The following is a 24,502-nucleotide window of genomic DNA, read 5'->3' on the forward strand; positions in this document are numbered from 1 at the left end:
TCCGCCGATTCGGTTTGGAGCTTTCCCCGAAAATGACTGAACAGACCCCCACTGGTGGTGCCTCGTACGCCGCGGCAGGCGTGGACATCGAGGCCGGTGACCGCGCAGTCGAGTTGTTCGGGCCATTGGCGAAGAAGGCCACCCGACCCGAGGTCCAGGGTGGGCTCGGCGGCTTCGCCGGGTTGTTCGCGCTCAAGGGCGGCTACCGCGAGCCCCTGCTCGCTGCCTCCACCGACGGCGTCGGCACCAAGATCGCGGTCGCGCAGGCGTTGGACAAGCACGACACCGTCGGCCTCGACCTGGTCGCGATGGTCGTCGACGACCTCGTCGTCTGCGGCGCGGAGCCGCTGTTCCTCCAGGACTACATCGCCATCGGCAAGGTCGTCCCGGAGAAGGTCGCCGAGCTGGTGTCCGGCATCGCCGAGGGCTGCGTGCGGGCGGGCTGCGCGCTGCTCGGCGGCGAGACCGCGGAACACCCCGGCCTGATGGATCCCGACGACTACGACCTGTCCGCGACCGGTGTCGGCGTGGTCGAGGCCGACGCGGTGCTCGGCCCCGACCGGGTGCGTCCCGGCGACGTGGTGATCGCGATGGGTTCCTCGGGTCTGCACTCCAACGGCTACAGCCTGGCGCGCAAGGTGCTGCTCGACATCGACCGGATGTCGCTGACCGGGCACGTCGAGGAGTTCGGCCGGACCCTCGGCGAGGAACTGCTCGAGCCGACCCGCATCTACGCCAAGGATTGCCTCGCGCTGATCGCCGAGACCGATGTGCGCACCTTCTCGCACGTCACCGGCGGCGGACTGGCGGCCAACCTGGCCCGCGTCATCCCGGCGGGCATGGTGGCCGAGCTGGACCGAGGCACCTGGAATCCGGCGCCGGTGTTCAAGATGATCGCCCAGCGCGGCCGGGTGGAGCGGGCCGAGATGGAGAAGACGTTCAACATGGGCGTCGGCATGGTCGCCGTGGTCGCTCCGGAAGACGTCGATCGCGCCCTCGCGGTGCTCACCGCCCGGCACATCGAATGCTGGACCCTCGGCACCGTGAAGAAGGCCAAGGAGTCCGACGCCGCCCGCGCCGTGCTGCTCGGCGAGCACCCGCGCTTCTGACCGTAGCCGCCGACTGTCGCCAGAACGCGCGTCTCTCCGTGGCTTCGGCAGCCGGCTCGGGTCGCCGGCGCCGTCCTCGGGTCGGCGGTCGGTAGTACCCGCTCACACGACATCAGCGTCCCGCATCATCGGATGCGGGACGCTGATCTCGTTGTATGGCAAGCCTCTAAGGCGATGTCCCTGCCCCGGTGTCAACGTTCGAAGGGGGAGGCCCGGATGGCCTCCCCCTTCGTCATGTTTTATCCGAGTCAGCGGCGCCAGTCGTCGTAGTCGTCGTCCTCGTCCCAGCGGGATGAGGACGCGTCCGCGTCATGCTCATCGGACAGCACACCGCCACTGCGTTGTTGGGTGGTGGGGCTTCCCGAGAGCTCGCGCTGAAGGCTCGCGAAGTCGGTCGGCGCTGAGCTGTACTTCAGCTCGCGTGCGACCTTGGTCTGCTTTGCCTTAGCCCGGCCACGGCCCATGGCTGACCCCCTCGCGTCACTGCGGGGCGGCCTGGGGTTTGTTGGCGGCCCCGTTCGAATTAATACTCTTCCTGACAGACACTTTAGCGTGTGTCCGGCGGTCGCGCTTCCAGGAGTGGGGGAAGAACTCCCGAACGGAGCCCGTTTGCCCGGTTGTCGCCGTGTGTCCTGGCTCTTAGAGTACGCCGGGAATTGTCCGGATCACCCCGACTCGGGTGCCGCCGCCGAGCACCGGCTGGGCCGCGAGGTCGGTATGCGCCTCGGTCCACTCGACGCCCATCCGTTGCAGAATCGCCAGCGTCAGGGGCATCCGCGCGCGGTCGTGCCCGTCGTCGATCTTGTACGCGAAAGCCCTCCCGTCGGGCAACGCACCCGCGTGCACACCGTCGGCGCCGATCTTGCACACCAGGCCGGGAGCCGCGGCCATGGCCAGCAAATCGGGTGCGTTCGTGCCCGAAATCACTCGCGGGTTCGCGCGAATCGCGTCGGCGACCCGGCGCGGCGGGGTACCGGGCTCGCCGGTGGCCATGGTCGCGAAGGCGCGGGCCAGGTTCATCAGCGAGACAGGAACAATGGGCAGGCCGCAGCCGTCGATGCCCAGGTCGGTCTCCGGTTCGCCGGTGAACTCGGTGACGTTCGTGACCACCGCCCGTTGCAAGGGGTGCGCCTCGTCGAGGTAGCCCTCGGTCGGCCAGCCGTTGATCGCGCAGGTCGCCAGCATGGCGGCGTGCTTGCCGGAGCAATTCATGTAGATCCGGCGCGGTTCGTCACCGGTCAGCGCGGCGGCGCGAGCCCGCTCCTCGAAGGGCAGATCGGGCGGGCACTCCAGCGCCTTCTCGGGGAAACCGAACCGCGCGAGCAGCCGCTCGACCAGAGCGACGTGGTCGGGTTCGCCGAAGTGCGAGGCGGTTGCGATGGCCAGCTCGGCGTCGTCGACCGGCTCGAAACCGTTGCGCAACAGCGTGATCGCCTGCAGGGGTTTGTTGGTCGAACGCGGGAAGATCGGCACGTGTACTTCGCCGAGCTGATGCGTCGGCTCGCCGTCGGCGCCGAGGATCACCAGGGAACCGCGGTGCACGCATTCGCGGAATCCGGAGCGGACGACCTCGACCAGTTCGACACTCATGCCTGCGCCTCGCTGACGCTCGGCTCCGGCATGCGCGATGCACGCTGGCACATGATTCGCTCGCTCCGCTCACTCATGCCTGCACCTCGCTGACGCTCGGCTCCGGCATGCGCGATGCACGCTGGCACATGATTCGCTCGCTCCGCTCACTCATCGCGCGGCTCCCGCCGGGAGATCCCCGCGGCGTTCGGCTGCGCGGGCGGCGTTGGCGGACCGGCGGGCGTGCCGGTCGATCTGCATCCGGATGTCGTCGGAGATGGTCGACTCGTGCTCGAGCAGGGTGGCCAGGCGATCCGCGTCGGCGCCGGTGAACACATCGCGCACGGTGACGCCGTGGTCAGGGACGTGCACCACTTCGACGGCATCGCCCGCGCCGATCGTTCCCTCGGTGAGGACGCGCAGGTAGGCGCCGGTATTGCTACGCAGCGTGAAGCGCTTGACCCACTGCGCCTCGCCGGACCAGTGCTGGAAGGTCGCGCACGGCACCCGCGGCGCGCTCACCTCGAGCAGGGTGTCGCCGATCGCCCAGCGGGCGCCGACCACGGCGTCGCTCACCTCGAGGCCGCTGATGCGCAGGTTCTCGCCGAACCAGCCCGCGGGCAGCTCCCTGCCGAGTTCGTCGGCCCAGTGCTGCGCGTCGTGCTCGGCGTAGGCGTAGACCGCTTGGTGCACGCCGCCGTGGTGCTTGGTGTCGCAGACGTGGTCGCCGTCGAGTCCGAGGGCGCGCACGCCGACTCGACCCGCGACAGGTCGCTTGTCGATGGCGGTGCGGCCGACCCTGGTCGGCACTTCCAGATCGGCGTGCACCACGCAGACCGCAAGCACGCGGGCGGTGTCATCGCTGCGCATCGGCGCCGCTCCCTTCGTCGAGTGGGTGGGAATCGCGAGACTCGGCGTCGAGCGAGGTCGGGTGGATCACCGTCCGCGCAGCCGGTCGACGGCGAGACGGCCTGCTTGCGGCTCGTCGTCGGCGGGGACCGAGTCGGGATCGATGGCGGCGGCGCACGGTCCGGCGACGAGCGCGGTGTCGGCCGGAATCGTGCGCTTGATCAGGGCAAGCGCGATCGGGCCGAGCTCGTAGTGGTCGATGACGGTGCCGAGCCTGCCCACGGTGCGACCGCCCGCGGTGACGTCCTCGCCCGGTGTGGGGCGCTCGTCGGCGGAACCGTCCAAGTGCAGGAGGACCAGGTGGCGCGGTGGCTTGCCCAGGTTGTGCACCCTGGCCACGGTCTCCTGGCCGCGATAGCAGCCCTTGTCCAGGTGCACGGCGCCGTGTTCGTCGACGCCGCCGATCCAGCGGGCCTCGTGCGGGATGGTGCGTTCGTCGGTGTCGAGGCCGATGCGCGGGCGCAGCGCGGCCACCCGCAGCGCCTCGAAAGCCCACATGCCCGCGGGTTCGGCGCCCGCTTCGGTGATCTTGGACCACCACTCGGACAGCCGCTCGCGGGGTATCACCAGGTCGAAGGAGTCGGCGGTCGGCCATGGCATGCGGCGCAGGAAGCCGCCGCCGGGCAGCGGCACGGCCGCGTAGATGTCGGGCAGATCGGCCACGCCGAGCACGGCGGTCAGTTCGCGCACCCGAGGTCCGAGCAGGCTCAGCACCGCGTGGTCGGTGGCCTCACGTGGTTGGGCGTCGGCCCAGAACACCATCTTGCGCAGGAAATCGAGCAGGGCCGGACCATGGTCGGCCTCGGTGTCGGCCCAGACCGTGCCGTCCAGGTCGGTGAGCACGAAGTGGTGCTGCACGCGGCCGTTGAGATCGAGATCCAGATTCTCCGCGGACCGCCCGTCGGCGAGGTCGGCCACGTGCTGGCTGGAGATGGTGTGCAGCCAGCTCAGCCGCTCGGCTCCGGTGATGCTCAGGACGAAGCGGTGCGAGCGATCGATGACCGCGACGCGTTCCGCCGCGGCGCGTTGCTCGCCGAAGGGATTGCCGTAATGCCACGCCACGGTGGCGTCCGGAGCGCCGGGCGGACCCGCGACGGCGCCCGGAACGGAAAGCAGGGGGCTGGGTGCATCGACCACGGACACGTCTTCCACTGTAGTGGCAGTGCCGGACACGGTCCGCCGAGAGCCCGCTCGCGGCCGCCGCGGCGACGCCGGAACGACGCGGCGCGCGGGCAAGCCGCCGATGACTCGCGGACGCGTGCGGGGCGGCGTGGCAAACATAGGCAAGGGCAGTGCATACCGCCTACGCTCGACGCATGGTAGATCGGGTTCTTGTCACACTCGACGGCGTCGTCCAGGATGCGGACGCGCCGTTGTTGTTCGCCGACGACATCGGGGTGCTGCGCGGCGACGGCGTCTTCGAAACGGTGCTGGTGCGCGGTGGGACCGCGGCCGCCCTCGAATTCCACCTCGGCAGGCTACGGCGCTCGGCGCAGGCGCTCGAACTACCGGAGCCCGAGCTGGGCCGCTGGCGCGAGGCCGTCGAGACCGCCGCGAAGGAGTGGGGCAGCGAGCGCGAGGGCATGATGCGCCTGGTGCTGACCCGCGGCCGGGACTCCGAACTATCCGGCGCGCGATCCAGTGTCACCTCGGGCGATCTGGCCGCGGCGGTGCCGGTGCCGACCTGCTACGTGCTGGTGGTGCCGGTGCCCGATCGGGTGGCCAAGGCGCGCACCGAGGGCATCTCGGTGGTGACGCTGCCGCGCGGCATCTCGATCGATCTGGCCCAGGCCGCGCCGTGGCAGCTGCTCGGCGCCAAGACGCTCTCCTACGCGACGAACATGGCCGCACTGCGTTTCGCGCACCGGATGGGCGCCGACGACGTGATCTTCACCAGCACCGAGAACCGGGTGCTGGAGGGTCCGCGCTCCACGGTGGTGATCGCGCGCGACAAGAAGCTGATCACGCCGCCCGCGAAGAACGGTGTGCTGCCCGGCGTCACCCAGCGCGCGCTGTTCAGCGAGGCGCAGAAGGCCGGGTGGACGTGCAGCTACGAACTGCTCTTCACCGCGGATTTGCTGACGTGCGACAGCATCTGGCTGGTCTCCAGCATCAGCCTTGCCGCGCGGGTGAATTCGCTGGACGGTTTGCGTATGTCCGCGCCGGACAACGCGCAGGAGATCATCGAACTGGTAGACCGCGGTATCGATCGGGCAGGCGCCATCGGCGATTGGTGACGTGACGTCCGCCTCTTCGGGGCGGACACCCGCCGGTTCCCCATGCGTGTCGTGTCCTAACGCACGTTGATTGCCAGACCTTGCCGCGTAGCATTTACTACGACACGTCGTAGTAAGGCTGGAGGGTCGGATGAGTGTTCTGGACATCTCACGTTGGCAGTTCGGCATCACGACCGTCTACCACTTCGTGTTCGTCCCGCTCACCATCGGTCTCGCCCCGCTCGTAGCGGGCATGCAGACCGCGTGGGTGATCACCGGCAAGGACCATTGGTACCGGCTGACGAAGTTCTTCGGCAAATTGTTCCTGATCAATTTCGCCCTCGGCGTCGCCACCGGCATCGTGCAGGAATTCCAGTTCGGCATGAACTGGAGCGAGTACTCCCGCTTCGTCGGCGACGTGTTCGGCGCGCCGCTGGCGCTGGAGGCGCTGGTCGCCTTCTTCCTCGAGTCGACCTTCATCGGCCTGTGGATCTTCGGCTGGACGCGATTGCCGAAACTGCTTCACCTGGGCGCGATCTGGATGGTCGCGATCGGCGTGAACGCCTCCGCCTACTTCATCGTCGCCGCCAATTCGTTCATGCAGCACCCGGTCGGTGCGAGGTACAACCCGGAGCGCGGGCGCGCCGAGCTCACCAGCATCTGGGAGGTGCTGACCAACAACACGACGCTGGCGGCGTTCCCCCACGTGGTCGCGGGCGCGTTCCTCACCGCGGGCACCTTCGTGGCGGGCATCGCGGGCTGGTGGATGGTGCGCAACGCGCGCAGCGGGGATCCGGCCAAGGTCGCCGAGGCGCGCACCATGTGGCGCTCCGGCGGACGCGCGGGCATGTGGGTGATCGTGGTCTCCGGCATCGCGCTGGTGCTCACCGGCGACGTCCAGGGCAAGCTGATGTTCGAGCAGCAGCCGATGAAGATGGCCTCGGCCGAATCGCTCTGCCACACCGCGACCGATCCGCATTTCTCGGTGCTCACCGTCGGCACGCACAACAACTGCGACAGCGTCACCCATGTGATCGAGGTGCCGTACGTGCTGCCGTACCTGGCCGAGGGCGAGTTCACCGACGTCACCCTCGACGGCGTGCAAGATCTGCAGAAGGCCTACATCGAGAAGTTCGGCCCCGGCGACTACCGGCCCAACCTCTTCGTCACCTACTGGTCGTTCCGCGCCATGATCGGTCTCGCCGCGGGCTCGATGCTGCTGGTGCTCGCCGGACTGTGGCTCACCAGGCGCGGCAGAGTGCCCGATCAGCGCTGGTACTCGTGGCTGAGCCTGCTGGCCATTCCGACGCCGTTCCTCGCCAACAGCGCGGGCTGGGTGTTCACCGAAATGGGCCGCCAGCCCTGGGTTGTGGTGCCGAACCCGACCGGTGACCCCGCCCTGCGAATGACGGTGCAGCAGGGCGTCTCCGACCACGCGGCGGGCACCGTGATCGCCTCGCTGGTGGTGTTCACCCTGCTCTACGGCGTGCTCGCGGTGGTGTGGTTCTACCTGATGCGGCGGTACGTGATCGCCGGGCCGGAGCAGCCGCCGGTGCGCAAGCCGTCGGGCCCCGGCGAAACGGGCGGTCCCGGTGAGCACGCCGAAGAACCTGCCGTCGAACAGCTTTCGTTCGCGTACTGAGGAGCCCGACGATGAGTCTGCAAGAGTTCTGGTTCGTTCTGATCGGCGTCCTGTTCACCGGCTACTTCGTGCTGGAGGGTTTCGACTTCGGCGTCGGCATGCTGATGCCGGTCCTCGGCAAGGGCAGCGACACCAGGCGGCGCGTGGTGCTCAACACCATCGGCCCGGTGTGGGACGGCAACGAGGTGTGGCTGATCACCGCGGCGGGCGCGATGTTCGCGGCGTTCCCCGAGTGGTACGCCAGCCTGTTCTCCGGGTTCTACTTCGTGCTGCTGCTGATCCTCGTCGCGCTGATCCTGCGCATCTGCGCCATCGAATACCGCGCCAAGATCGACGATCCCGCCTGGCGGGCCCGCTGCGACATCGGCATCGGCATCGGGTCCTGGGTGCCCGCGCTCGCGTGGGGCTGGGTGTTCGCCAACATCGTGCGCGGGGTGCCGCTGGACGCGGACAAGCAGATCACCGGCTCGGCGGCGGATCTGTTCAGCCCGTACGCCCTGCTCGGCGCGCTGACCACCGGCCTGCTGTTCCTGCTGCACGGCGCGATCTTCGTCGGCCTCAAGACCGGTGGCGAGGTGCGGGCCGACGCGGTGCGCCTCGCGCGGCTGCTGCTCGCCCCGACCGCGCTCGTCGTCGCCGGGTTCGGCGTCTGGACGCAGCTGGCCTACGGCGCCGGGTGGACCTGGATTCCGTTGGGGGTCGCGGTGCTCGGATTGGCTGTCGCGGCCGTCGCCGTGTTCGCCGAACGCGACGGGTGGGCGTTCACCGGAACGACCTTCGCCATCGGTGCCGCGACGGTGCTGCTGTTCGGCTCGCTGTTCCCGAATGTGCTGCCCTCCACCATCAGTGACGCGTTCCACCTCACCATCGACAACGCCTCCTCGACGCCGTATACGCTGAAGGTGATGAGCTGGGCGGCGGTGATCGTCACGCCGGTGGTGCTCGGCTACCAGGGGTGGACCTACTGGGTGTTCCGCAAACGCCTGACGGTGGAGCAGATTCCGGCGCACACCGGACTGCCGCTGGGGCCAGTGAAGGACTGATCGGCCATGGCACGTCCACCCGTCGACCCGCGCCTGTGGCGGTATGCCCGCTCGGCCCGCAGGTATCTGGTGCTGAGCGTCGGGTTGTCCGTGGTGATCACGGTGTCGATCGTGGTCACCGCGGTGACGCTGGCCAGGGTGCTGGCAGGCGTCGTCACCGACCCCGGTGCGCGCGGATTCGGTTCGTGGACGGTGGAAATCGCGGTGCTGGCTGGCTCGATCGGCGCGCGGGTGCTGGCCACCTGGGTGCAGGCCAGGGTGGCGCACCGAGCCGGGGCGGACGTGGTCGCCGAGCTCGAGACCGAAGTGCTGGCAGCGGGCGCCCGGCTGACTCCGCGCGAAGTGGAGAGCCGGAGAACCGAACTCGCGGTGGTGGTCGGCACGGGTCTGTCCGGGTTGCGCGGGTATCTGAGCGGTTACCTGCCCGCGCTGCTGCTCGCGGTGCTGGTGCCGCCGATCGTGCTGCTGGTCATCGCGATGCACGACCCGGTGTCCGGTGGGATCGCGCTGGTCACGTTGCCGCTGATTCCGATCTTCATGGTGCTGATCGGGTTGCTCACGCAGGGGCGCGCGGCGGCGACGCTGGAGGCGACGACGCGGTTGTCGGATCAGCTGCTCGATCTGTTCGCCGGGATGCCGACGCTGCGCGCGCTGGGGCGGGAGGCGGGTGCCGACACCGCTGCCGCACGGTTCGATTCCGCAGCCGAACGTGGTGTTGCGGCGCAGGCCCGCACCATGGAACACCGTGTGCGCGAACTCGGCGACGCCCTGCGTTCGCGCACGATGCGCGCTTTGCGGATCGCGTTCCTGTCCTCGATGGTGCTGGAGTTGCTCGCGACGCTGAGCGTGGCGTTGATCGCGGTATCCATCGGCCTGCGCCTGGTCTACGGCGGGATGAGCCTCTACGCCGGACTGGTCGCGCTCATTCTCGCGCCCGAGGTGTACCTGCCGTTGCGGATGGTGGGCGAGCGTTTCCACGCGGCCCAGGACGGGATGGCGGCGGCCGACAAGGCGTTCGCGATTCTGGAGCCGGGTAAAGCAATTGCCGACCGTCCGGCGGCGGCGAGCGGCGCGCCTGACCGACGGGGGGAATCGGTCCCCGGGTCGGCGGTCGAACGTCCGGCGGACGATGCTGCCGAGGGTTGGGCGGCTACCGGCGGCGCTGCGAGCCCGGACCCGCGGAGTGCGGGCGGGGAATGCGAGCCGGAATCGCGCACCGGCGCGGCAGGCGATCGTAAGCCGCTCGGTCGCATCGAGATTCGTGAACTGAGCGTCGCGGCTCGGGACGGCTTGGCTCCGGAGGGGCTGTCCGCGGTGTTGCGTCCTGGCGCGGTGACCGTGTTGACCGGGCCCAATGGCAGCGGGAAGTCGACGGCGCTGCTCGCGCTGCTCGGGCTCGTGGCACCGGAGCGCGGGCGCGTGCTCGTCGACGGAACCGATGTGCGTGAGCTGGACGCCGAGTCGTGGTGGGCGCGGGTGGCTTGGCTGCCGCAGCGGCCGGTGCTGGTGCCGGGCACGTTGCGGGAGAACCTGGAACTGCTCGGCGCGCGGGCCGCCGCCGACGCGGATCGCGGGGCGGGCCTCGAAGCCGCCTGCGCAGCCACCGGATTCGACGCCGTCCTGGACGAGCTGCCGCAGCGCTGGGACACCGTCGTCGGCGCGGGCGGCGCCGGTCTGTCGCTGGGGCAACGCCAGCGCCTCGCACTGACCAGGGTGCTCGCCGCCGACCGTCCGGTGCTTCTGCTGGACGAGCCGACCGCGCATCTCGACGCGGCGAGCGAGTCCGCGGTACTCGCCGCACTCCAGGCCAAGGCCCGCGCCGGAGCCACGGTCGTCGTCGTCGGTCACCGCCCTGCTGTCCTGGCCGCAGGCGATTACGTTGTGCCCGTGCGCGCCTCGACCCTCGATGTGGCGGTGAGCGGGTCATGAGGACCGCGCGCGCCTTGGTCGTCGTCATCGGTCATCGCCCCACGGTCCTGGCCGCCGCCGATTGCGCTGTGCCCCTGTGTGCCACGACATGCGACGAGGCGGTGAGCCGGTCATGAGTACGCAGAGCGTGCGTGACGATTTCCGCAAGATGTGGGATCTGCTGGCGCTGTCGCCCTGGCGGGTGGCGGTGGCGGTCGGCTGGGGCGTGCTGGCGCTGGGGAGCGGACTCGGGTTGGCGGCCTTGGCCGCGTGGCTGATCGCGCGGGCGTGGCAGATGCCGCCGGTGCTCGACCTCAGCGTCGCGGTGGTTTCGGTGCGGGCGCTCGGCATCTCGCGTGGCCTGTGCCGGTACCTGGAAAGGCTTGCGACGCACGATGTCGCGCTGCGGTCGATGACGACCGCGCGCACGAGCGTCTACCGCACGCTGGCGGGCTCGGATGTGTGGTTGCGCCGGGCGCGGACCGCATCGGGGGACACGGGGCCGGAGAGCGCGGCACGGTTGCGGCGCGGCGATCTGCTCGTCCGCATCGGCAGCGATATCGATGATCTCGGCGCGGTGGTCGTGCGCGCGCTGGTGCCGATCGCGGTCGCGATCGTCCTGGCTTTCGCCGCGATCGGGTTGCTGGCCACGATTTCCGTTGCGGCCGCCGTGATTCTGGCCGCGGCGCTCGGGGTTTCCGGCATCCTCGCGCCCTGGCTCTCGGCGCGGGCCGCGCGCGAGGCGGAGACCGCGGTGCGCGCCGACCGTGCCGAATTCACCGCGCAGGCGCTCACCGTGCTGGACCACGCGGCCGAGCTGCGCGTCGCGGGGCGGCTGGACGCGGCGCTGACGGCCGCGAAGGAGGCGGGCAAGCGCGCGGTCGCCGCCGAGGACAAGGCCGCGTCCCACACCGCGTCGGCGGCCGCGGCGACCCCGCTCGCCATCGGCGCGAGCGTGCTGGGCGCCCTGCTCATCGGCATCGTGGCCTACGGACCGAACGGCGGTGCGCCCGGCGCCATGACGCCGATGGCGCTCACCATCCTGGTGCTGCTGCCGCTCTCCGCCTTCGAAGCGGTCGGTCCGCTGCCCGCCGCCGCGCAGGCCATCACCACCGCGCGAGCCGCACTGCGCAGGCTCTCCGCCGCCGAGGCCGCCGACCCGTACCGGGAAGCCGGTCTGCCGCGCGAGTTGCCCGAGCTGCCCGCGGGACGCCGCATCGCCGTCGTCGGGCCGAGCGGGGCAGGCAAGACCACGCTGCTCATGTCCTGGGCCGGTCTCTTCGACACCCCGCGGCCCGACACCACGTTCTTCGCCGAGGACGCCCACCTCTTCGGCACCAGCGTGCTGGAGAACCTGCGCGTGGCGCGCGGCGACATCACCGAAGCGGAAGCGGAGCAGGCGCTGCGCGCGGTCGGTCTGGGCGACTGGCTGGATTCGCTCGCCGGCGGGTTGCACACCGAACTGGTCGGCGGCGCGGCCGCGGTCTCCGGGGGACAGCGCCGCCGCATCCTGCTCGCCCGGGCACTGCTCGCGCCTGCCAAGGTGCTGTTGCTCGACGAACCGACCGAACACCTCGAGGCAGAGGCCGGCGCGGATCTGCTGCGCGCGTTGCTCGACCCCGTTGGCGGACCGGTCGATCCGGATCGGACGGTGGTGGTCGTCACCCATCAGCTGCCCGCCGGGCATCGGGCCGACGCGATCGTGCACGTCGACGCATCGGCCCAGGTCACGATCGAATATCCGGCCCGCAACGGCGCCGTTTCCGCCCCGCGCGAAATTCCGTTGCCGACCTGCTGATCCTTCGATAGTTTCGTCAGTACACAGGAAGGAGGTGGTTCGAAGAATGAGTAATTCCAGGACACGTGAGGTGGCTGTCCGCTAGCGCCGCCGCTGCAGGTGGTATCCGCCCGCGCGACCGCTGAGCGAATACCAGGCAGCCACCCGACCCCCGAGCCCCCGGTCCTGTCCGACCGGGACCCGTGCAGGTTACCGAACCCGCACCGGTACGGCTCGGGGGTCGTTCCTTTTCCAGGGGCGGACTTTCCGACCGGATCGCCCCGGACGAATCGCTAGGCTGCGACGATGGCCGTCGAACCGCTCCCGGACTGGGCGATTCCGCCCGCAGGTGGTTTCACCATCGAGAAGTTTCTGAGTCTGCGGGGGCTCCCGAAGCACACCGAGCTGATCGACGGAAGTCTCGTTTTCGCGAGCCCGCAGCGGAAGTGGCACCGGCAGGCAATCGACTTCCTTCAGCGAGAACTCGACCTCCAAGCACCGCCGCAGCTACGAGCCGACCGTGAGATGGCAGTCAAGCTCTGAAAGCGACAGATGCCGGAGCCGGACGTCATCGTGGTGACACTCGAGGCGATGGACCGTGCGGACCCGGACACCTACTACTTCGCAGACGATCTGGCCTTGGCCGTAGAAGTGGTCTCTCCGGACTCCGAAGAGCGTGACCGCGAAACGAAGCCGTTCAAGTACGCCAAGGCGGGGATTCCGCACTACTGGAGGGTCGAGCAAGGAGACGGCACCGTCGTGGTGTATGTCTACGAGCTCGATCCAGCCACGAGTCGCTATGTCCCCACAGGGATCTTCCATGACCGGCTGAAGGTCAGCGTGCCGTTCCCTATCGATATCGATTTGACCGCGATCGGAGAGCGGGGCTGAAAGATGCGCTCGCTGCGATGACGGACGAGTGACCGCGTCTCCGGTCGAAGGCGGCGACCGGAGACGCGAGAGGTCGGTCTACCCGATGTAGCGCTGGAGGCGGGCGGAGAGGCGGGGTTCGAGGGGGCCGTCGGCTACCACGCGTTCTTCGACGTAGGCGAGGTCGCCGGCTTCGATGATGCCGTAGAGGCGCTTGGCGCCGCCGACGACGATGCCGGACTGACTGCGGATGACCACGTCGGTGGCCAACTCCCAGGAGGACTGGGTGAGCGCGGTGCCGTAGAAGAGTTCGACGATGCCGGAGCTGTGCGTCAGCAGCAGTTCGATGACCTCGTCGTTGCCGTCGATGCCGACCCGCCAGAAGCCGGTCTCGCGCAGATCGGGCCCGCCGTAGCTGCCGTCTGTCTCGATGATCCAGGAACGGGCGTCCCAGGAGAGGTAGTCGCCGCCGTCGTGCGAGACGACGATCTGCTGGCCGAAGCGGTAGTCCCCGCGCTCGGGGTCGTTGCCCTCGCCTTCGCCGCGCCAGACGCCGACCATGGGCAGCAGCGCGAGCATGGACGCGCTGAGGTCCGGCCCGAGTCGCAGGTTCGCGGTGTCCTCGGGCAGCGGCAGATCCGGCAGTACCGGAATGTTGCGGGCGCCGGTCGATTTCGCGCGCTCGGCGGCCTCGGCCACGGCCTGGTCGCCGCTGCGCCGGGCGCCCGCGTCGTCACCACGCTTCGGCCCGTTGGCGGGAGCGCTGCCGTTCATCTGTTCACTCGCTCGCTCGGCCGAATCGGAACCTTCGCTCGCGAGGTCGCTCATGACTCGGTGAACAGCCGGTAGAAGACGTACAGACCGAACCAGCCGATCAGCACGGACACCAGGACCAGCAGAATTTCGAAGAAGAGGACCACGTCTCGGAGTCTAACGAGCGCCGCTCCGGGCAACGCAACGGCCCCGGAGCTTCCGCGGGGGAAGCGCCGGGGCCGTTGGGGTTCGAGCGCCTTACTTGGCGACCGCGACGTCCACTGCGTGGATGCCCGCGCCCTCGGGGCTGACCTCGGCCGAGCCGTTGCCCGCGGAGGACAGCGCACGGACGGTCCACGAGCCCGGAGCCGCGAAGAACCGGAAGTCACCGGTGCCGGAGGCGACGACCTCGGCGGTGAAGTCACCGTTGCCGTCGAGCAGCCGCACGAACGCGCCGCCGACCGGCTGACCGTCGGTGCTCAGGACGCGGCCGGTGATGACCGTCTCCTTCTCCACGTCGACGCCTGCGGGGATGGCCTGACCCTGGGTAGGTGCTGCACACATGTTGATTACGCTCCCAACTCGATCGGTGCACCGACGAGGGAGCCGTACTCGGTCCAGCTCCCGTCGTAGTTCTTGACGTTCTGGTGGCCGAGCAGCTCCTGCAGCACGAACCAGGTGTGCGAGGAACGCTCGCCGATGCGGCAGTAGGCGATGGTGTCCTTCTCGCCGTCCAGACCGGCTTCCTTGTAGATCTCGGTGAGCTCGGCGTCGGACTTGAAGGTGCCGTCCTCGTTGGCCGCCTTGCTCCACGGCACGTTGATCGCGCCGGGGATGTGGCCGGGACGCTGGCTCTGCTCCTGCGGCAGGTGCGCGGGAGCGAGGATCTTGCCGGAGAACTCGTCAGGCGAACGCACGTCGACCAGGTTCTTGGCGCCGATGGCCGCGATGACCTCGTCGCGGAACGCGCGGATCGTCAGGTCGGGCGCCGCCGCCTTGTACTGGGTGGCGGGACGGTTCACGGCCTCGATGGACAGCGGACGGCCGTCCAGCTCCCACTTCTTGCGGCCGCCGTCGAGCAGCTTGACGTTGTTGTGGCCGTACAGCTTGAAGTACCAGTACGCGTACGCGGCGAACCAGTTGTTGTTGCCGCCGTAGAGGACGACCTCGTCGTCGTTCGCGATGCCCCGCGCCGAGAGCAGATCGGAGAACTGCTCCTGGTTCACGAAGTCACGACGAACCTGATCCTGCAGGTCCTTCTTCCAATCGAGCCGGACGGCGCCCTCGATGTGGCCGCCATCGTAGGCGGAGGTGTCCTCATCGACCTCGACGAAGACGACGCCGGGGGCGTTGAGGTTCTCTTCGGCCCAGTCCACGGAGACCAGGACATCGGAGCGAGCCATTGTTTTCCTTTCAGAGATGACTTGCAGGGTCAGTTCGATGCCGGGGCCCCGGCGGGAGCGTTGGGCCCGGAGGCGGAAGCGCGCGTAACCACGGAGGGCTCGCGGACGCCGCCATGGACTCTGTTCCGGCGGAGGCGGGCGACCAGCGGGTAGATCTGGCAACCCAGGCAGATCCCGAACGCCGCGTTCAGGAACGCCGCGAACAGGGCAAAGCCGGCGAACACCACGCCGACGACTGTGGAGCCGAGCGCGAAGCCCAGCAGGCTGACGGCCGCGAACACGAAGCCGAGCAGCTGCGCGAATCGCAGCGGCGGCGTCGGTTCGGTCTCGCTGGTGGGGGCGAGGCGCGGCGCGAGGAAGGTGGCGAAGATGCGGCCGTACGGGTGCTTGCGCGGACCGGCGGCCGCGCCGATCGCGAAGACGACCGCCTGCAGCGCGATCAGGACCGCGGCGACGGTGGGCGAAACGGTCGCGACGAGCAGGACCAGGACGAGCACAGCGGTGGTGACCCAGGCCGCGAAGCGCGGACCGCGCACGTCGACGCGGTCGATTGCGGCGGGAATGACTGATTCTTCGGAAGTGTTCCGGGTTTCGGTGGACATTGTGCGTACTCCTGCGCTGAAAGCGTTGATTGGCTGGAAATTCGCCAGCTCGCCGGGGGATTGACCAATCACTCGCGCGGCGGGCAGCGGTCGGCGTCAGGAAGATCCGGGGACAGCCGACCGATCAGCGGCACAGGCAGCAACAACCACCGAGCCGACACAGATCCACTGTGCGGCGTCGGGTGAGCATCAGCTCGTGGTCGGATTGCACGAAAGGCAGTTTACCCAATTGGGCCGGAGAATTGGACCCGGGGTGCGTCACAGTCGCGGTCCAGCGGCTTTACGACTGGTTTTGCCCCGTCAAGGGGGCCAACGCGGTACGCAGATCGCCGGGCTTGGGCACACCCGAGATGCGGAAGCGCTCGCGGCCCTCGATGTCGAAGACGAACGTGGTCGGCAGCGAAAGCACGTTCAGTTCCTTGGCCAGCGCGGGTTCGGCATCGATGTCGACTTCGATGTCCTGCGGCGGGCGCGGCGTCTCCGCCAGGTCCGTCGCGACTCCGGCAACCACCCGGCGAACCGCGACGCACGGCCCGCACCAGTCGGCGGAGAAGTGCAGCACCGCGGGACCGGACCCGGTCACACCTACCGCGGCGAGCAGGTCGGCGCGCGCGGAGCCGGTCTCGGCGGCGGGCGCGGCGGCGCGCAGCTTGCCTTGGCGGCCGCGCAGCACCAGTCCGACGGCGAGTGCGGTGAGCAGAACGAGAGCGAGAAGTGTGAGTTCGGTCATGGTCTCTGCAGCTGGTCCAGGTCGATCGTCACGTTCTCTCCTTTGCCCTCGACCAAGATCTGCCCGCCCAGCGCGAACACCTTCGTCGGGCGCACGCCGAAGGGCAGGTCCTTCGTATCGATAGTGCGCGTGAAGCGCGCGAGCACCGCGGGCCGGTCGGCCTCGGACACGACGGCGGTGGTGGTCAGGTCGGTATCGCTGCTCCGGTAGAAGCCGGTGGCGACGATCTTGACCTGGTCGCCGTCCAGCGTCAGCTCGGCCTGCACCGCGACCTTGTCACCGCTCTGCGCGCCCGACTTGCCCGGCTGCGCGGTGCTGCCCGGCAGCGTGCCGGTGAGCACGAGCGCGCCCTCGGTGGTCATGCCGGTGCCGCCGGAGCCGCCCGTTCCGTCGGATTTGTCCGCCGGCCGCGAATGCACTTGCAGGTCGGGGATATTGAACAGACGGCCGAGCTCGACCGGCTCGATGCGCATCGCCGCCTGGACCTTCTCCACCGGCACCTTGCGCACAGTGCCGTCGGCCAGGTCGCTCAGGCTCACCCGGACGCCGGTGAGCGTCGCGTCCACCGAGATCTCGCCGGGGATGTCGGGACGGACCGCGGCCGCGCGGATCACCATGCTCTGATAACGCCCGTCGAGCGCCTGGGCGAGAAACGGGAAACCGTGGATGGTCACCTCGGGATCGGCGCTGAGATCGGCCCCCTCACGCAGGGTGCGCGAGACGCGGTACTCCGAGTAGGCGGCGGCACCGAAATCGATGACGACCGCCAAACCCGCGAGACACAGCAGTCCGATGATCAGCTTGCGCATGCCATGAACAGTAATGCGACGGCGCGTTCCGAGTCGCGACGGTCTCGTCGGCGGCACTTCGCTCACCCGGATGGCGAGGTCATCGGGGTTGACGCGCTAATCTTGCACTCGATTACCTGTGTATTAGCGATGCGGCTTCGGCGATGCTGCCGTAGCTTCGGCGCTACGAGATGGGAGGAGGGCTTGTGGAGCTGCTCCTGCTGACCTCCGACCCCAACCCCGAGTCGGTGTTGCCCTCGCTCGCGCTACTCGCGCACAACGTGCGGCCTGCTCCGACCGAGGTGGCGTCGTTGTTGGAGGCGGGCACCGCCGACGTCGCGCTGGTCGATGCCCGCACCGATCTGGCCGCCGCCCGCGGACTGTGCCGCCTGCTCGGCAGCACCGGTTCGTCGGTGCCGGTCGTCGCCGTGCTCACCGAGGGCGGGCTGGTCGCGGTCAACGCGGACTGGGGGCTGGACGACATCCTGCTGCCCGGCACCGGTCCCGCCGAACTGGACGCGCGGCTGCGGTTGCTCGTCGGTCGCAACGGCGGCGTCGCGAGCCCCGAGAACACCGGCAAGATCACCCTGGGCGAGCTCGTCATCGACGAGGGCACCTACACCGCCCGGCTGCGCGGCCGTCCGCTCGACCTCACCTACAAGGAGTTCGAGCTCCTCAAATACCTCGCCCAGCACGCGGGCCGGGTCTTCACCCGCGCCCAGTTGCTGCAGGAGGTGTGGGGCTACGACTTCTTCGGCGGCACGCGCACCGTCGACGTGCACGTCCGTCGTCTGCGCGCCAAGCTCGGCAGTGAGTACGAATCGCTCATCGGCACGGTGCGCAACGTCGGCTACAAGGCGGTCCGCCCGTCGCGCACCGCCACGAAGGGCGAGCCCGTCACGTTCCCCGACGACGACACCGAGGGCGACGACTCCACCCTGACGCCGCTCAACGGCTCGGTGCAGTAGCAAGCACGCGCGGGCCGCCGGAATGCCGGAGCGGCTGTCGGCGCTGACACACTGCGGACGAGAGCGGCGCCGAGAGGGTGCCGCGGGCGATGGCGTACGGAGCGACGCCGGGATGAAAAGGGGCAGGGCATGGTCGACGTGCGATGGGCCGACGAGTTGGATGCCGACACCGCGCGGTCAGTGCGCGAGTTGCTCGGGCGAGCGACCTCCGCCGACGGCGTGGCCCCCGTCTCCGAACAGGCCGTCCTCTCGCTGAACGAGAAGGGCTCGGCGAGGCACCTGCTCGCCGAGCGGGCGGGCGCGATCGTCGGGTACGCCAATCTCGTTCCGGCACACGGGGATCACCCCGCGATGACGGAAGCCGCCGTCGATCCCGGCGCCCGTGGCAGCGGTGTCGGAACCGAACTCGTGCGCGCCGCACTGGCGGAAGGCGGGGCGGGTGCGCGGGTATGGGCGCACGGCGACCGACCCGCGGCCAAGGCGGTCGCGGCCCGGCTCGGCCTCGTGACCGCGCGCGAGCTGTGGCAGATGCGACGCCCGTTGGCTACACCCGAGCTACCGGAGCTGACGGTCCAGGACGGGCTCGTCCTGCGCACCTACTCCGGCCCCGCCGACGACGCGGAGCTGCTTCGCGTGAACAACGCCGCGTTCCATTGGCATCCGGAGCAGGGCGGCTGGACCGAACGCGATATCGAGGTACGCCGCGCCGAGCCGTGGTTCGACCCGAAAGGCCTGTTCATCGCCACCGCCTCCGACGACCCCGCCCGCATCCTCGGCTTCCACTGGACCAAGGTGCACCACGAGGAGCGGCCCGCGGTCGGCGAGGTCTACATCGTCGGCATCGATCCCGCCGCCCAGGGCCGCGGCCTCGGCCGCCTGCTCACCCTCGCGGGTCTGCACTACCTGCGCGACTGCGGGCTTCCGGAGGTACTGCTCTATACGGAAGCCGACAACACCGCCGCCGTCCACACCTACACCCGCCTCGGCTTCACCACCGCACACGTCGACGTCGCCTACGCCGCGCAGGAGACCGATCGGAACTGACTCGAACGAAGCGGTTCGCCGCCCGTGGGGGAAGCGAGGCCCAGCGTCGAGGATCTGACGCAATTCGGCCGAAACCCCAACGGCGCATGGCGCGAAAGTGACGACCCGGGGCCGCTCAGTAAAGCTGCGGCAAATGTCACACAAAACAGACCCAATCGCGCCGGGGTGTTCACCTTGCGTTCACTCAGCTTGGTCCAACTGTCAACCGGGCGACTTTACGTTACTTAAGGGCAGTGCAGCCGCTGCCTGGTGCGCAAGTTCCCCGCGAACGGCACCACAACACCCGCCCGGGCCGGTGAGGGACCGGGCGTGTCGGACGCGATTCCCGGAGGAATAGTGAATCTCAAGCGCAGCAGCGCCCTGGTTGGTGTGCTGGCCGTTGTCGCCATGCCCCTTGCCGCCTGTGGCAGCGACGACAACACCACCGGCGACCCGAGCAACGCCGCCAACACCAGCGTCGCCTGCGGCGGCAAGAAGTCGCTGAAGGCCAGTGGCGCTTCCTCCCAGAAGAACGCCATGGAGCGCTTCATCGCCGCCTACGAGGCGAACTGCGACGGCTACACCCTGAACTACACCTCCAGCGGCTCCGGTGCGGGCGTGAACGAGTTCCTCGGCAGCCAGACCGATTTCGGTGGCTCCGACTCGCCGCTGAGCTCGAAGAAGGAAGAGCCCGCCAAGGCTCAGGAGCGCTGCGGCGCGCCGGCGTGGAACCTGCCGACCGTCTTCGGCCCGATCGCGATCACCTACAACATCGACGGCGTCACCGACCTGGTGCTCGACGGCCCGACCGCCGCCAAGGTGTTCAACGGCACCGTCGCCACCTGGGACGCGCCCGAGATCAAGGCGCTGAACCCGAACGCCAAGCTCCCCTCGGAGAAGATCGCCGTGATCTTCCGCTCCGACGAGTCGGGCACCACCGACAACTTCCAGCTCTACCTGGACGCCGCCTCCGACGGCGCGTGGGGCAAGGGCGCGGGCAAGACCTTCAACGGCGGCGTCGGTGAAGGCGCCAAGGGCAACGAGGGCACCTCGGCCGCGATCAAGAGCACCAAGAACTCGATCACCTACAACGAGTGGTCCTTCGCGAAGTCGCAGAACCTCTCCGTCTCGCAGATCGTCACCTCGGCGGGCAAGGACCCGGTGAAGCTGTCGGTCGAGACCGCGGGCAAGGCCATCGACGGCGTGAAGATCAAGGGCGAGGGCAACGACCTCATCCTCGACACCAGCTCGTTCTACAAGCCGACCGCCACGGGCTCCTACCCGATCATGATGGCGACCTACGAGATCGTGTGCTCGAAGTACAGCGACGCCGAGACCGGCAAGGCCGTCAAGGCGTTCCTGACCTCCGCCGTGACCAACGGCCAGAAGGGCCTCGACGAGGGCGGGTACATCCCGATCCCCGAGCAGTTCAAGACCCGCCTGACCACCGCGATCAACGCCATCTCCTGATCGCATAACCATGACCGTGCACCCTGAGGTGACCGCACCGGGCTCGTCGGACTCGACGGGCCCGTCGGCGGCTGGAGATACTGCGCAAATGCCGAGTGATACGAACACCGAGCCGGCCCGGGTGAAGAGCCGTCCGCCCCACAGCCAGCGCGCCGAGGCGATCTTCCACTCGCTCGCGACGGCAGCGGGCGCGATCATCGTCGCGTCCATCGCGTTGATCGCGCTGTTCCTCTTGATTCGCGCAGTGCCTTCGCTCAGGGCCGACCAGGTGAACTTCTTCACCAGCACGGAGTTCAGCACCACCAACGCGGACAACCTGCGGTTCGGCATCCGTGACCTGCTCATGGTCACGGTGCTGAGCTCGATCTTCGCGCTGGCGATCGCGGTGCCGATCGGCGTCGGCATCGCGCTGTTCTTGACCCACTACGCGCCGAAGGCGTTGGCGCGCCCGTTCGCGATGCTGGTCGACCTGCTCGCCGCGGTGCCGTCCATCGTCTTCGGTCTGTGGGGTTTCCTGGTGCTCGCCCCGGAGCTGGAACCGGTGCAGCGCTTCCTGAACGAGAACCTCGGCTGGTTCTTCCTGTTCTCCGACGGCAACGTCTCGATCGCAGGCGGCGGCACGATCTTCACCGCGGGCGTGGTGCTCGCGGTGATGATCCTGCCGATCATCACCTCGGTCTCGCGTGAGGTCTTCAACCTCACCCCGGTCTCGCACATCGAGGCCGCCCAGGCGCTCGGCGCGACCAAGTGGGAGGTCGTGCGGATGACCGTGCTGCCCTACGGGCGCAGCGGTGTGATCGCGGGCTCGATGCTCGGCCTCGGCCGCGCGCTCGGCGAGACCATCGCGGTACTGGTCGTGCTGCGCACCTCGGCACAGGCGGGTGGCTGGTCGCTGTTCGACGGCGGCTACACCTTCGCCTCCAAGATCGCTTCGGCGGCATCGGAATTCAGTTCGCCGCTGCCGACCGGCGCCTACATCGCCGCGGGCTTCGTGCTGTTCGCGCTGACATTCGTGGTCAACGCGCTGGCCCGGCTCGCGGCAGGCGGAAAGGTGAACGGCTGATGGCAACGCTGACGAAGTTCGACCAGCCGGTCAAGGCCCCGACCTTCCGGCACGTGAGCCCCGCCAGGCGGGTGAAGAACCACCTCGCCACCGGCCTGGTCACCGCCTGCTTCGCCATCGCGCTCGTGCCGCTCGGCTGGGTGCTGTGGATGGTGATCAGCAAGGGCATCAGCGCGATCGCCTCCCTCGACTGGTGGCAGAAGTCGCAGAAGGGCATCCTGCCCGATCAGTTCGGTGGCGGCGTCTACCACGCGATCTACGGCACCGTCGTCCAGTCGGCGGTCGCGGCGATCATCGCTGTGCCGCTCGGCATCATGGCCGCGGTCTACCTGGTGGAGTACGGCCGTGGCAGGCTCGCCAAGGTCACCACGTTCATGGTCGACATCCTGGCCGGCGTGCCCTCGATCGTCGCGGCGCTCTTCATCTTCGCGCTGTGGATCGCCACGTTCGGCGCCCCGCAGAGCGCCTTCGCGGTGTCGCTGGCGCTGGTGCTGCTGATGCTGCCCGTGGTGGTGCGCAGCACCGAGGAAATGCTGAAGCTGGTGCCCGACGAGTTGCGCGAGGCCTCCTACGCGCTCGGTATTCCCAAGTGGAAGACCATCGTGCGGATCGTCATCCCGACCGCCGCGCCCGGCATGATCAGCGGAACCCTGCTCGCGCTCGCCCGCGTCATGGGTGAGACCGCCCCGGTGCTGGTGCTCGTCGGCTACGCGAAGTCGATCAACACCAACCTCTTCGACGGCAACATGGCCTCGCTGCCGCTGCTGATCTACCAAGAGCTGGCCAACCCCGAGGCCGCGGGCCGCGAACGAGTCTGGGGTGCGGCGCTCACGCTGATCCTGCTCATCGCGCTGCTGTACGCGGCGGCGGCGGTCGTCAACAAGCTGCTCACGCGGAACCGATAGAAGCGAACGGATATTCGGATGGCCAAGCGTATCGACGTCAAAGACCTGAACATCTATTACGGCAAGTTCCACGCGGTTGCCGATGTCTCGCTCACCGTGTTGCCGCGCAGCGTGACCGCCTTCATCGGCCCGTCCGGCTGCGGTAAGTCCACCGTGCTGCGCTCGCTCAACCGCATGCACGAGGTGACCCCGAGCGCGCGCGTCGAGGGCGCGGTGCTGCTGGACGGCGAGGACATCTACGGCGCCACCGTCGACCCGGTCGGCGTGCGCCGCACCATCGGCATGGTGTTCCAGCGGCCGAACCCGTTCCCCACCATGTCGATTCGCGACAACGTGGTGGCCGGGCTGAAGCTGCAGGGCGTGCGCAACAAGAAGGAACTCGACGAGGTCGCCGAGCGCTCGCTGCGCGGCGCCAACCTGTGGAACGAGGTCAAGGACCGCCTCGACAAGCCGGGTGGCGGTCTGTCCGGCGGTCAGCAGCAGCGTCTGTGCATCGCCCGCGCCATCGCGGTCTCGCCCGATGTGCTGCTGATGGACGAGCCGTGTTCGGCGCTCGACCCGATCTCCACGCTCGCGATCGAGGACCTGATCACCGAGCTGAAGAAGGAATTCACGATCGTCATCGTGACGCACAACATGCAGCAGGCCGCGCGCGTGAGCGACCAGACCGGCTTCTTCAACCTGGAGGCCCAGGGCAAGCCGGGCAAGCTGATCGAGATCGACGACACCGAGAAGATCTTCTCCAACCCGGGCCAGAAGGCGACGGAGGACTACATCTCCGGTCGCTTCGGCTAGAAAGCGCAAACGAGAACGGCCCGCGCGAAACTCGCGCGGGCCGTTCTGTCTGTCCTGGTTGGCATGCCCGGCGCCGACCGCCGGCGGCAGGCGTCCTCGCGCGGGGTTCACACGCTTCGCAGACGCCGCAACGTCTGCGAAGCGTGGGAAGAGTGTGCGAGGAACTGATCGAGCTGTATGCAGCTCGGCCCCGGCGTGTTCCGCCGGGGCCCGAGAAGTGCTTGCGATCCGCGGGTGCCCTCTGCTGTTGCCCGGCAGCAGTGCGCGTCGGGCGGCGCGTTTCAGGCTTCGGTGTCGGGGTCTGCGGGGAGCACGCCGGTGACGAGGAAGATGACGCGGCGGCCGATCTCCACCGCGTGGTCGGCGAAACGCTCGTAGTAGCGGCCGAGCAGGGTGACGTCCACCGCCGCGGCGACGCCGTACTTCCAGTCCCGGTCCATCAGCAGGGTGAACAGGTGGCGATGCAGATCGTCCATCGCCTCGTCGTCCTGGTTGAGCTGGGCGGCGCGCTCGGGGTCGCGGGTCTCGAGGACCTCCTTCGCGCCCGCGCCCATGTTCACCGCGATGCGGCCCATCTCGGCGAAGTAGCCGTTCACCGATTCGGGCAGCGCGTGATTCGGATGGCGCCTGCGGGTGACCTTGGCGACGTGCAGGGCAAGCGCACCCATCCGGTTCACGTCCTGCACGATCTGGATGGCGCTGACCACCTGGCGTAGATCGCCCGCGACCGGCGCCTGGAGCGCGAGCAGCGCGAACGCCTTCTCCTCGGCGTCGGTGATCATTTCGGCGATCCGGTCGGACTCGGTGATCACCTGCTCCGCAAGCGAAAGATCGGCCTGCAGCAGCGACTGGGTGGCCCGGTCCATGGCCGTACCCGCGAGACCGGCCATCTCGCCCAGCAGGTGGGCGAGGTCGGCCATTTGCTCGTTGTAGATGACACGCATAAAACCAGACACTAG

Annotated in this window: 24 protein-coding genes and 1 pseudogene; 14 read left to right on the top strand and 11 right to left on the bottom strand. The window is 68.9% G+C overall.

What is annotated here, in order from left to right; genetic code table 11:
* Nucleotides 1–32 precede the first annotated feature (32 nt).
* Complete coding sequence (purM, locus tag AC3EO7_RS04440) at nucleotides 33–1,109, top strand: phosphoribosylformylglycinamidine cyclo-ligase (protein ID WP_431963689.1); 1,077 nt, start codon at nucleotides 33–35, stop codon at nucleotides 1,107–1,109.
* Nucleotides 1,110–1,357: 248 nt separating this feature from the next.
* Here purM and AC3EO7_RS04445 read toward each other — a convergent pair whose 3' ends face one another.
* The 4 genes from AC3EO7_RS04445 to ygfZ all read right to left on the bottom strand — a co-directional run bounded on the left by AC3EO7_RS04445 (nucleotide 1,358) and on the right by ygfZ (nucleotide 4,730).
* Entirely contained in the window at nucleotides 1,358–1,573 is a 216-nt protein-coding gene (locus AC3EO7_RS04445; RefSeq protein ID WP_431963691.1) for a DUF3073 domain-containing protein, read from the bottom strand.
* Between the two features lie 175 nt (nucleotides 1,574–1,748).
* Nucleotides 1,749–2,699, bottom strand: a complete 951-nt coding sequence (locus AC3EO7_RS04450) for an asparaginase (protein ID WP_431963693.1) — start codon at nucleotides 2,697–2,699, stop codon at nucleotides 1,749–1,751.
* A gap of 150 nt (nucleotides 2,700–2,849) precedes the next feature.
* On the bottom strand, nucleotides 2,850–3,548 hold the full coding sequence (locus tag AC3EO7_RS04455; protein ID WP_435590514.1) for an MOSC domain-containing protein: 699 nt from the start codon (nucleotides 3,546–3,548) through the stop codon (nucleotides 2,850–2,852).
* A 66-nt stretch (nucleotides 3,549–3,614) separates the two neighbouring features.
* A complete protein-coding gene (gene ygfZ, locus AC3EO7_RS04460) occupies nucleotides 3,615–4,730 on the bottom strand; it encodes a CAF17-like 4Fe-4S cluster assembly/insertion protein YgfZ (RefSeq protein WP_431963697.1) in 1,116 nt (371 codons plus the stop codon).
* Between the two features lie 173 nt (nucleotides 4,731–4,903).
* Here ygfZ and AC3EO7_RS04465 point away from each other — a divergent pair, with 173 nt between their 5' ends.
* The 7 genes from AC3EO7_RS04465 to AC3EO7_RS04495 all read left to right on the top strand — a co-directional run bounded on the left by AC3EO7_RS04465 (nucleotide 4,904) and on the right by AC3EO7_RS04495 (nucleotide 13,064).
* A complete protein-coding gene (locus AC3EO7_RS04465; protein WP_431963699.1) occupies nucleotides 4,904–5,824 on the top strand; it encodes an aminodeoxychorismate lyase in 921 nt (306 codons plus the stop codon).
* Nucleotides 5,825–5,954: 130 nt separating this feature from the next.
* Entirely contained in the window at nucleotides 5,955–7,445 is a 1,491-nt protein-coding gene (locus tag AC3EO7_RS04470) for a cytochrome ubiquinol oxidase subunit I (protein WP_431963701.1), read from the top strand.
* 11 nt (nucleotides 7,446–7,456) lie between these two features.
* A complete protein-coding gene (gene cydB / locus AC3EO7_RS04475; RefSeq protein WP_435590515.1) occupies nucleotides 7,457–8,488 on the top strand; it encodes a cytochrome d ubiquinol oxidase subunit II in 1,032 nt (343 codons plus the stop codon).
* A 6-nt stretch (nucleotides 8,489–8,494) separates the two neighbouring features.
* The gene (locus AC3EO7_RS04480) at nucleotides 8,495–10,417 is read left to right on the top strand and encodes an ABC transporter ATP-binding protein/permease (RefSeq protein WP_435590516.1); all 1,923 of its coding nucleotides are present in this window, start codon (nucleotides 8,495–8,497) and stop codon (nucleotides 10,415–10,417) included.
* Between the two features lie 112 nt (nucleotides 10,418–10,529).
* Nucleotides 10,530–12,194 carry an ATP-binding cassette domain-containing protein gene (locus tag AC3EO7_RS04485; protein WP_435590517.1) on the top strand — a complete coding sequence of 555 codons (1,665 nt, stop codon included), beginning with the start codon at nucleotides 10,530–10,532 and terminating at the stop codon, nucleotides 12,192–12,194.
* 285 nt (nucleotides 12,195–12,479) lie between these two features.
* Nucleotides 12,480–12,716: a hypothetical protein gene (locus AC3EO7_RS04490; protein WP_435590518.1), complete on the top strand. Its 237-nt coding sequence runs from the start codon at nucleotides 12,480–12,482 to the stop codon at nucleotides 12,714–12,716.
* Between the two features lie 9 nt (nucleotides 12,717–12,725).
* Nucleotides 12,726–13,064 carry a Uma2 family endonuclease gene (locus AC3EO7_RS04495; protein WP_435590519.1) on the top strand — a complete coding sequence of 113 codons (339 nt, stop codon included), beginning with the start codon at nucleotides 12,726–12,728 and terminating at the stop codon, nucleotides 13,062–13,064.
* Between the two features lie 78 nt (nucleotides 13,065–13,142).
* Here AC3EO7_RS04495 and AC3EO7_RS04500 read toward each other — a convergent pair whose 3' ends face one another.
* The 6 genes and pseudogenes from AC3EO7_RS04500 to AC3EO7_RS04525 form a co-directional block, all read right to left on the bottom strand.
* Nucleotides 13,143–13,871, bottom strand: a complete 729-nt coding sequence (locus tag AC3EO7_RS04500) for a heme-binding beta-barrel domain-containing protein (RefSeq protein WP_431963713.1) — start codon at nucleotides 13,869–13,871, stop codon at nucleotides 13,143–13,145.
* 183 nt (nucleotides 13,872–14,054) lie between these two features.
* Entirely contained in the window at nucleotides 14,055–14,360 is a 306-nt protein-coding gene (locus AC3EO7_RS04505; RefSeq protein WP_431963715.1) for a DUF1416 domain-containing protein, read from the bottom strand.
* Nucleotides 14,361–14,365: 5 nt separating this feature from the next.
* Complete coding sequence (locus AC3EO7_RS04510) at nucleotides 14,366–15,199, bottom strand: sulfurtransferase (protein WP_431963717.1); 834 nt, start codon at nucleotides 15,197–15,199, stop codon at nucleotides 14,366–14,368.
* A gap of 128 nt (nucleotides 15,200–15,327) precedes the next feature.
* Nucleotides 15,328–15,801 (bottom strand): annotated as a pseudogene (locus tag AC3EO7_RS04515) (DUF4395 domain-containing protein); the annotation flags it as partial.
* Nucleotides 15,802–16,081: 280 nt separating this feature from the next.
* Nucleotides 16,082–16,531 carry a thioredoxin family protein gene (locus AC3EO7_RS04520; protein ID WP_431963719.1) on the bottom strand — a complete coding sequence of 150 codons (450 nt, stop codon included), beginning with the start codon at nucleotides 16,529–16,531 and terminating at the stop codon, nucleotides 16,082–16,084.
* Entirely contained in the window at nucleotides 16,528–17,340 is an 813-nt protein-coding gene (locus AC3EO7_RS04525; protein WP_431963721.1) for an LmeA family phospholipid-binding protein, read from the bottom strand. The genes AC3EO7_RS04520 and AC3EO7_RS04525 overlap by 4 nt, the downstream gene beginning before the upstream one ends.
* A 185-nt stretch (nucleotides 17,341–17,525) precedes the next feature.
* Between AC3EO7_RS04525 and AC3EO7_RS04530 the strand changes: the two genes are divergently transcribed.
* The 6 genes from AC3EO7_RS04530 (at nucleotide 17,526) to pstB (ending at nucleotide 23,543) form a co-directional block, all read left to right on the top strand.
* The gene (locus tag AC3EO7_RS04530; RefSeq protein ID WP_431963723.1) at nucleotides 17,526–18,287 is read left to right on the top strand and encodes a winged helix-turn-helix transcriptional regulator; all 762 of its coding nucleotides are present in this window, start codon (nucleotides 17,526–17,528) and stop codon (nucleotides 18,285–18,287) included.
* Between the two features lie 129 nt (nucleotides 18,288–18,416).
* Nucleotides 18,417–19,331 (top strand): mycothiol synthase, encoded by a 915-nt coding sequence (gene mshD / locus AC3EO7_RS04535; RefSeq protein ID WP_435590520.1) that lies wholly within the window; start codon nucleotides 18,417–18,419, stop codon nucleotides 19,329–19,331.
* A gap of 336 nt (nucleotides 19,332–19,667) precedes the next feature.
* On the top strand, nucleotides 19,668–20,780 hold the full coding sequence (pstS, locus tag AC3EO7_RS04540) for a phosphate ABC transporter substrate-binding protein PstS (RefSeq protein WP_431963727.1): 1,113 nt from the start codon (nucleotides 19,668–19,670) through the stop codon (nucleotides 20,778–20,780).
* Between the two features lie 88 nt (nucleotides 20,781–20,868).
* On the top strand, nucleotides 20,869–21,843 hold the full coding sequence (gene pstC, locus AC3EO7_RS04545; RefSeq protein ID WP_431963729.1) for a phosphate ABC transporter permease subunit PstC: 975 nt from the start codon (nucleotides 20,869–20,871) through the stop codon (nucleotides 21,841–21,843).
* Entirely contained in the window at nucleotides 21,843–22,748 is a 906-nt protein-coding gene (pstA, locus tag AC3EO7_RS04550) for a phosphate ABC transporter permease PstA (RefSeq protein WP_431963731.1), read from the top strand. The genes pstC and pstA overlap by 1 nt, the downstream gene beginning before the upstream one ends.
* A gap of 18 nt (nucleotides 22,749–22,766) precedes the next feature.
* The gene (pstB, locus tag AC3EO7_RS04555; RefSeq protein WP_067790438.1) at nucleotides 22,767–23,543 is read left to right on the top strand and encodes a phosphate ABC transporter ATP-binding protein PstB; all 777 of its coding nucleotides are present in this window, start codon (nucleotides 22,767–22,769) and stop codon (nucleotides 23,541–23,543) included.
* Between the two features lie 281 nt (nucleotides 23,544–23,824).
* Here pstB and phoU read toward each other — a convergent pair whose 3' ends face one another.
* Complete coding sequence (phoU, locus tag AC3EO7_RS04560) at nucleotides 23,825–24,487, bottom strand: phosphate signaling complex protein PhoU (RefSeq protein WP_431963734.1); 663 nt, start codon at nucleotides 24,485–24,487, stop codon at nucleotides 23,825–23,827.
* Nucleotides 24,488–24,502 lie beyond the last annotated feature (15 nt).

This window comes from Nocardia sp. bgisy118 (assembly GCF_057708605.1).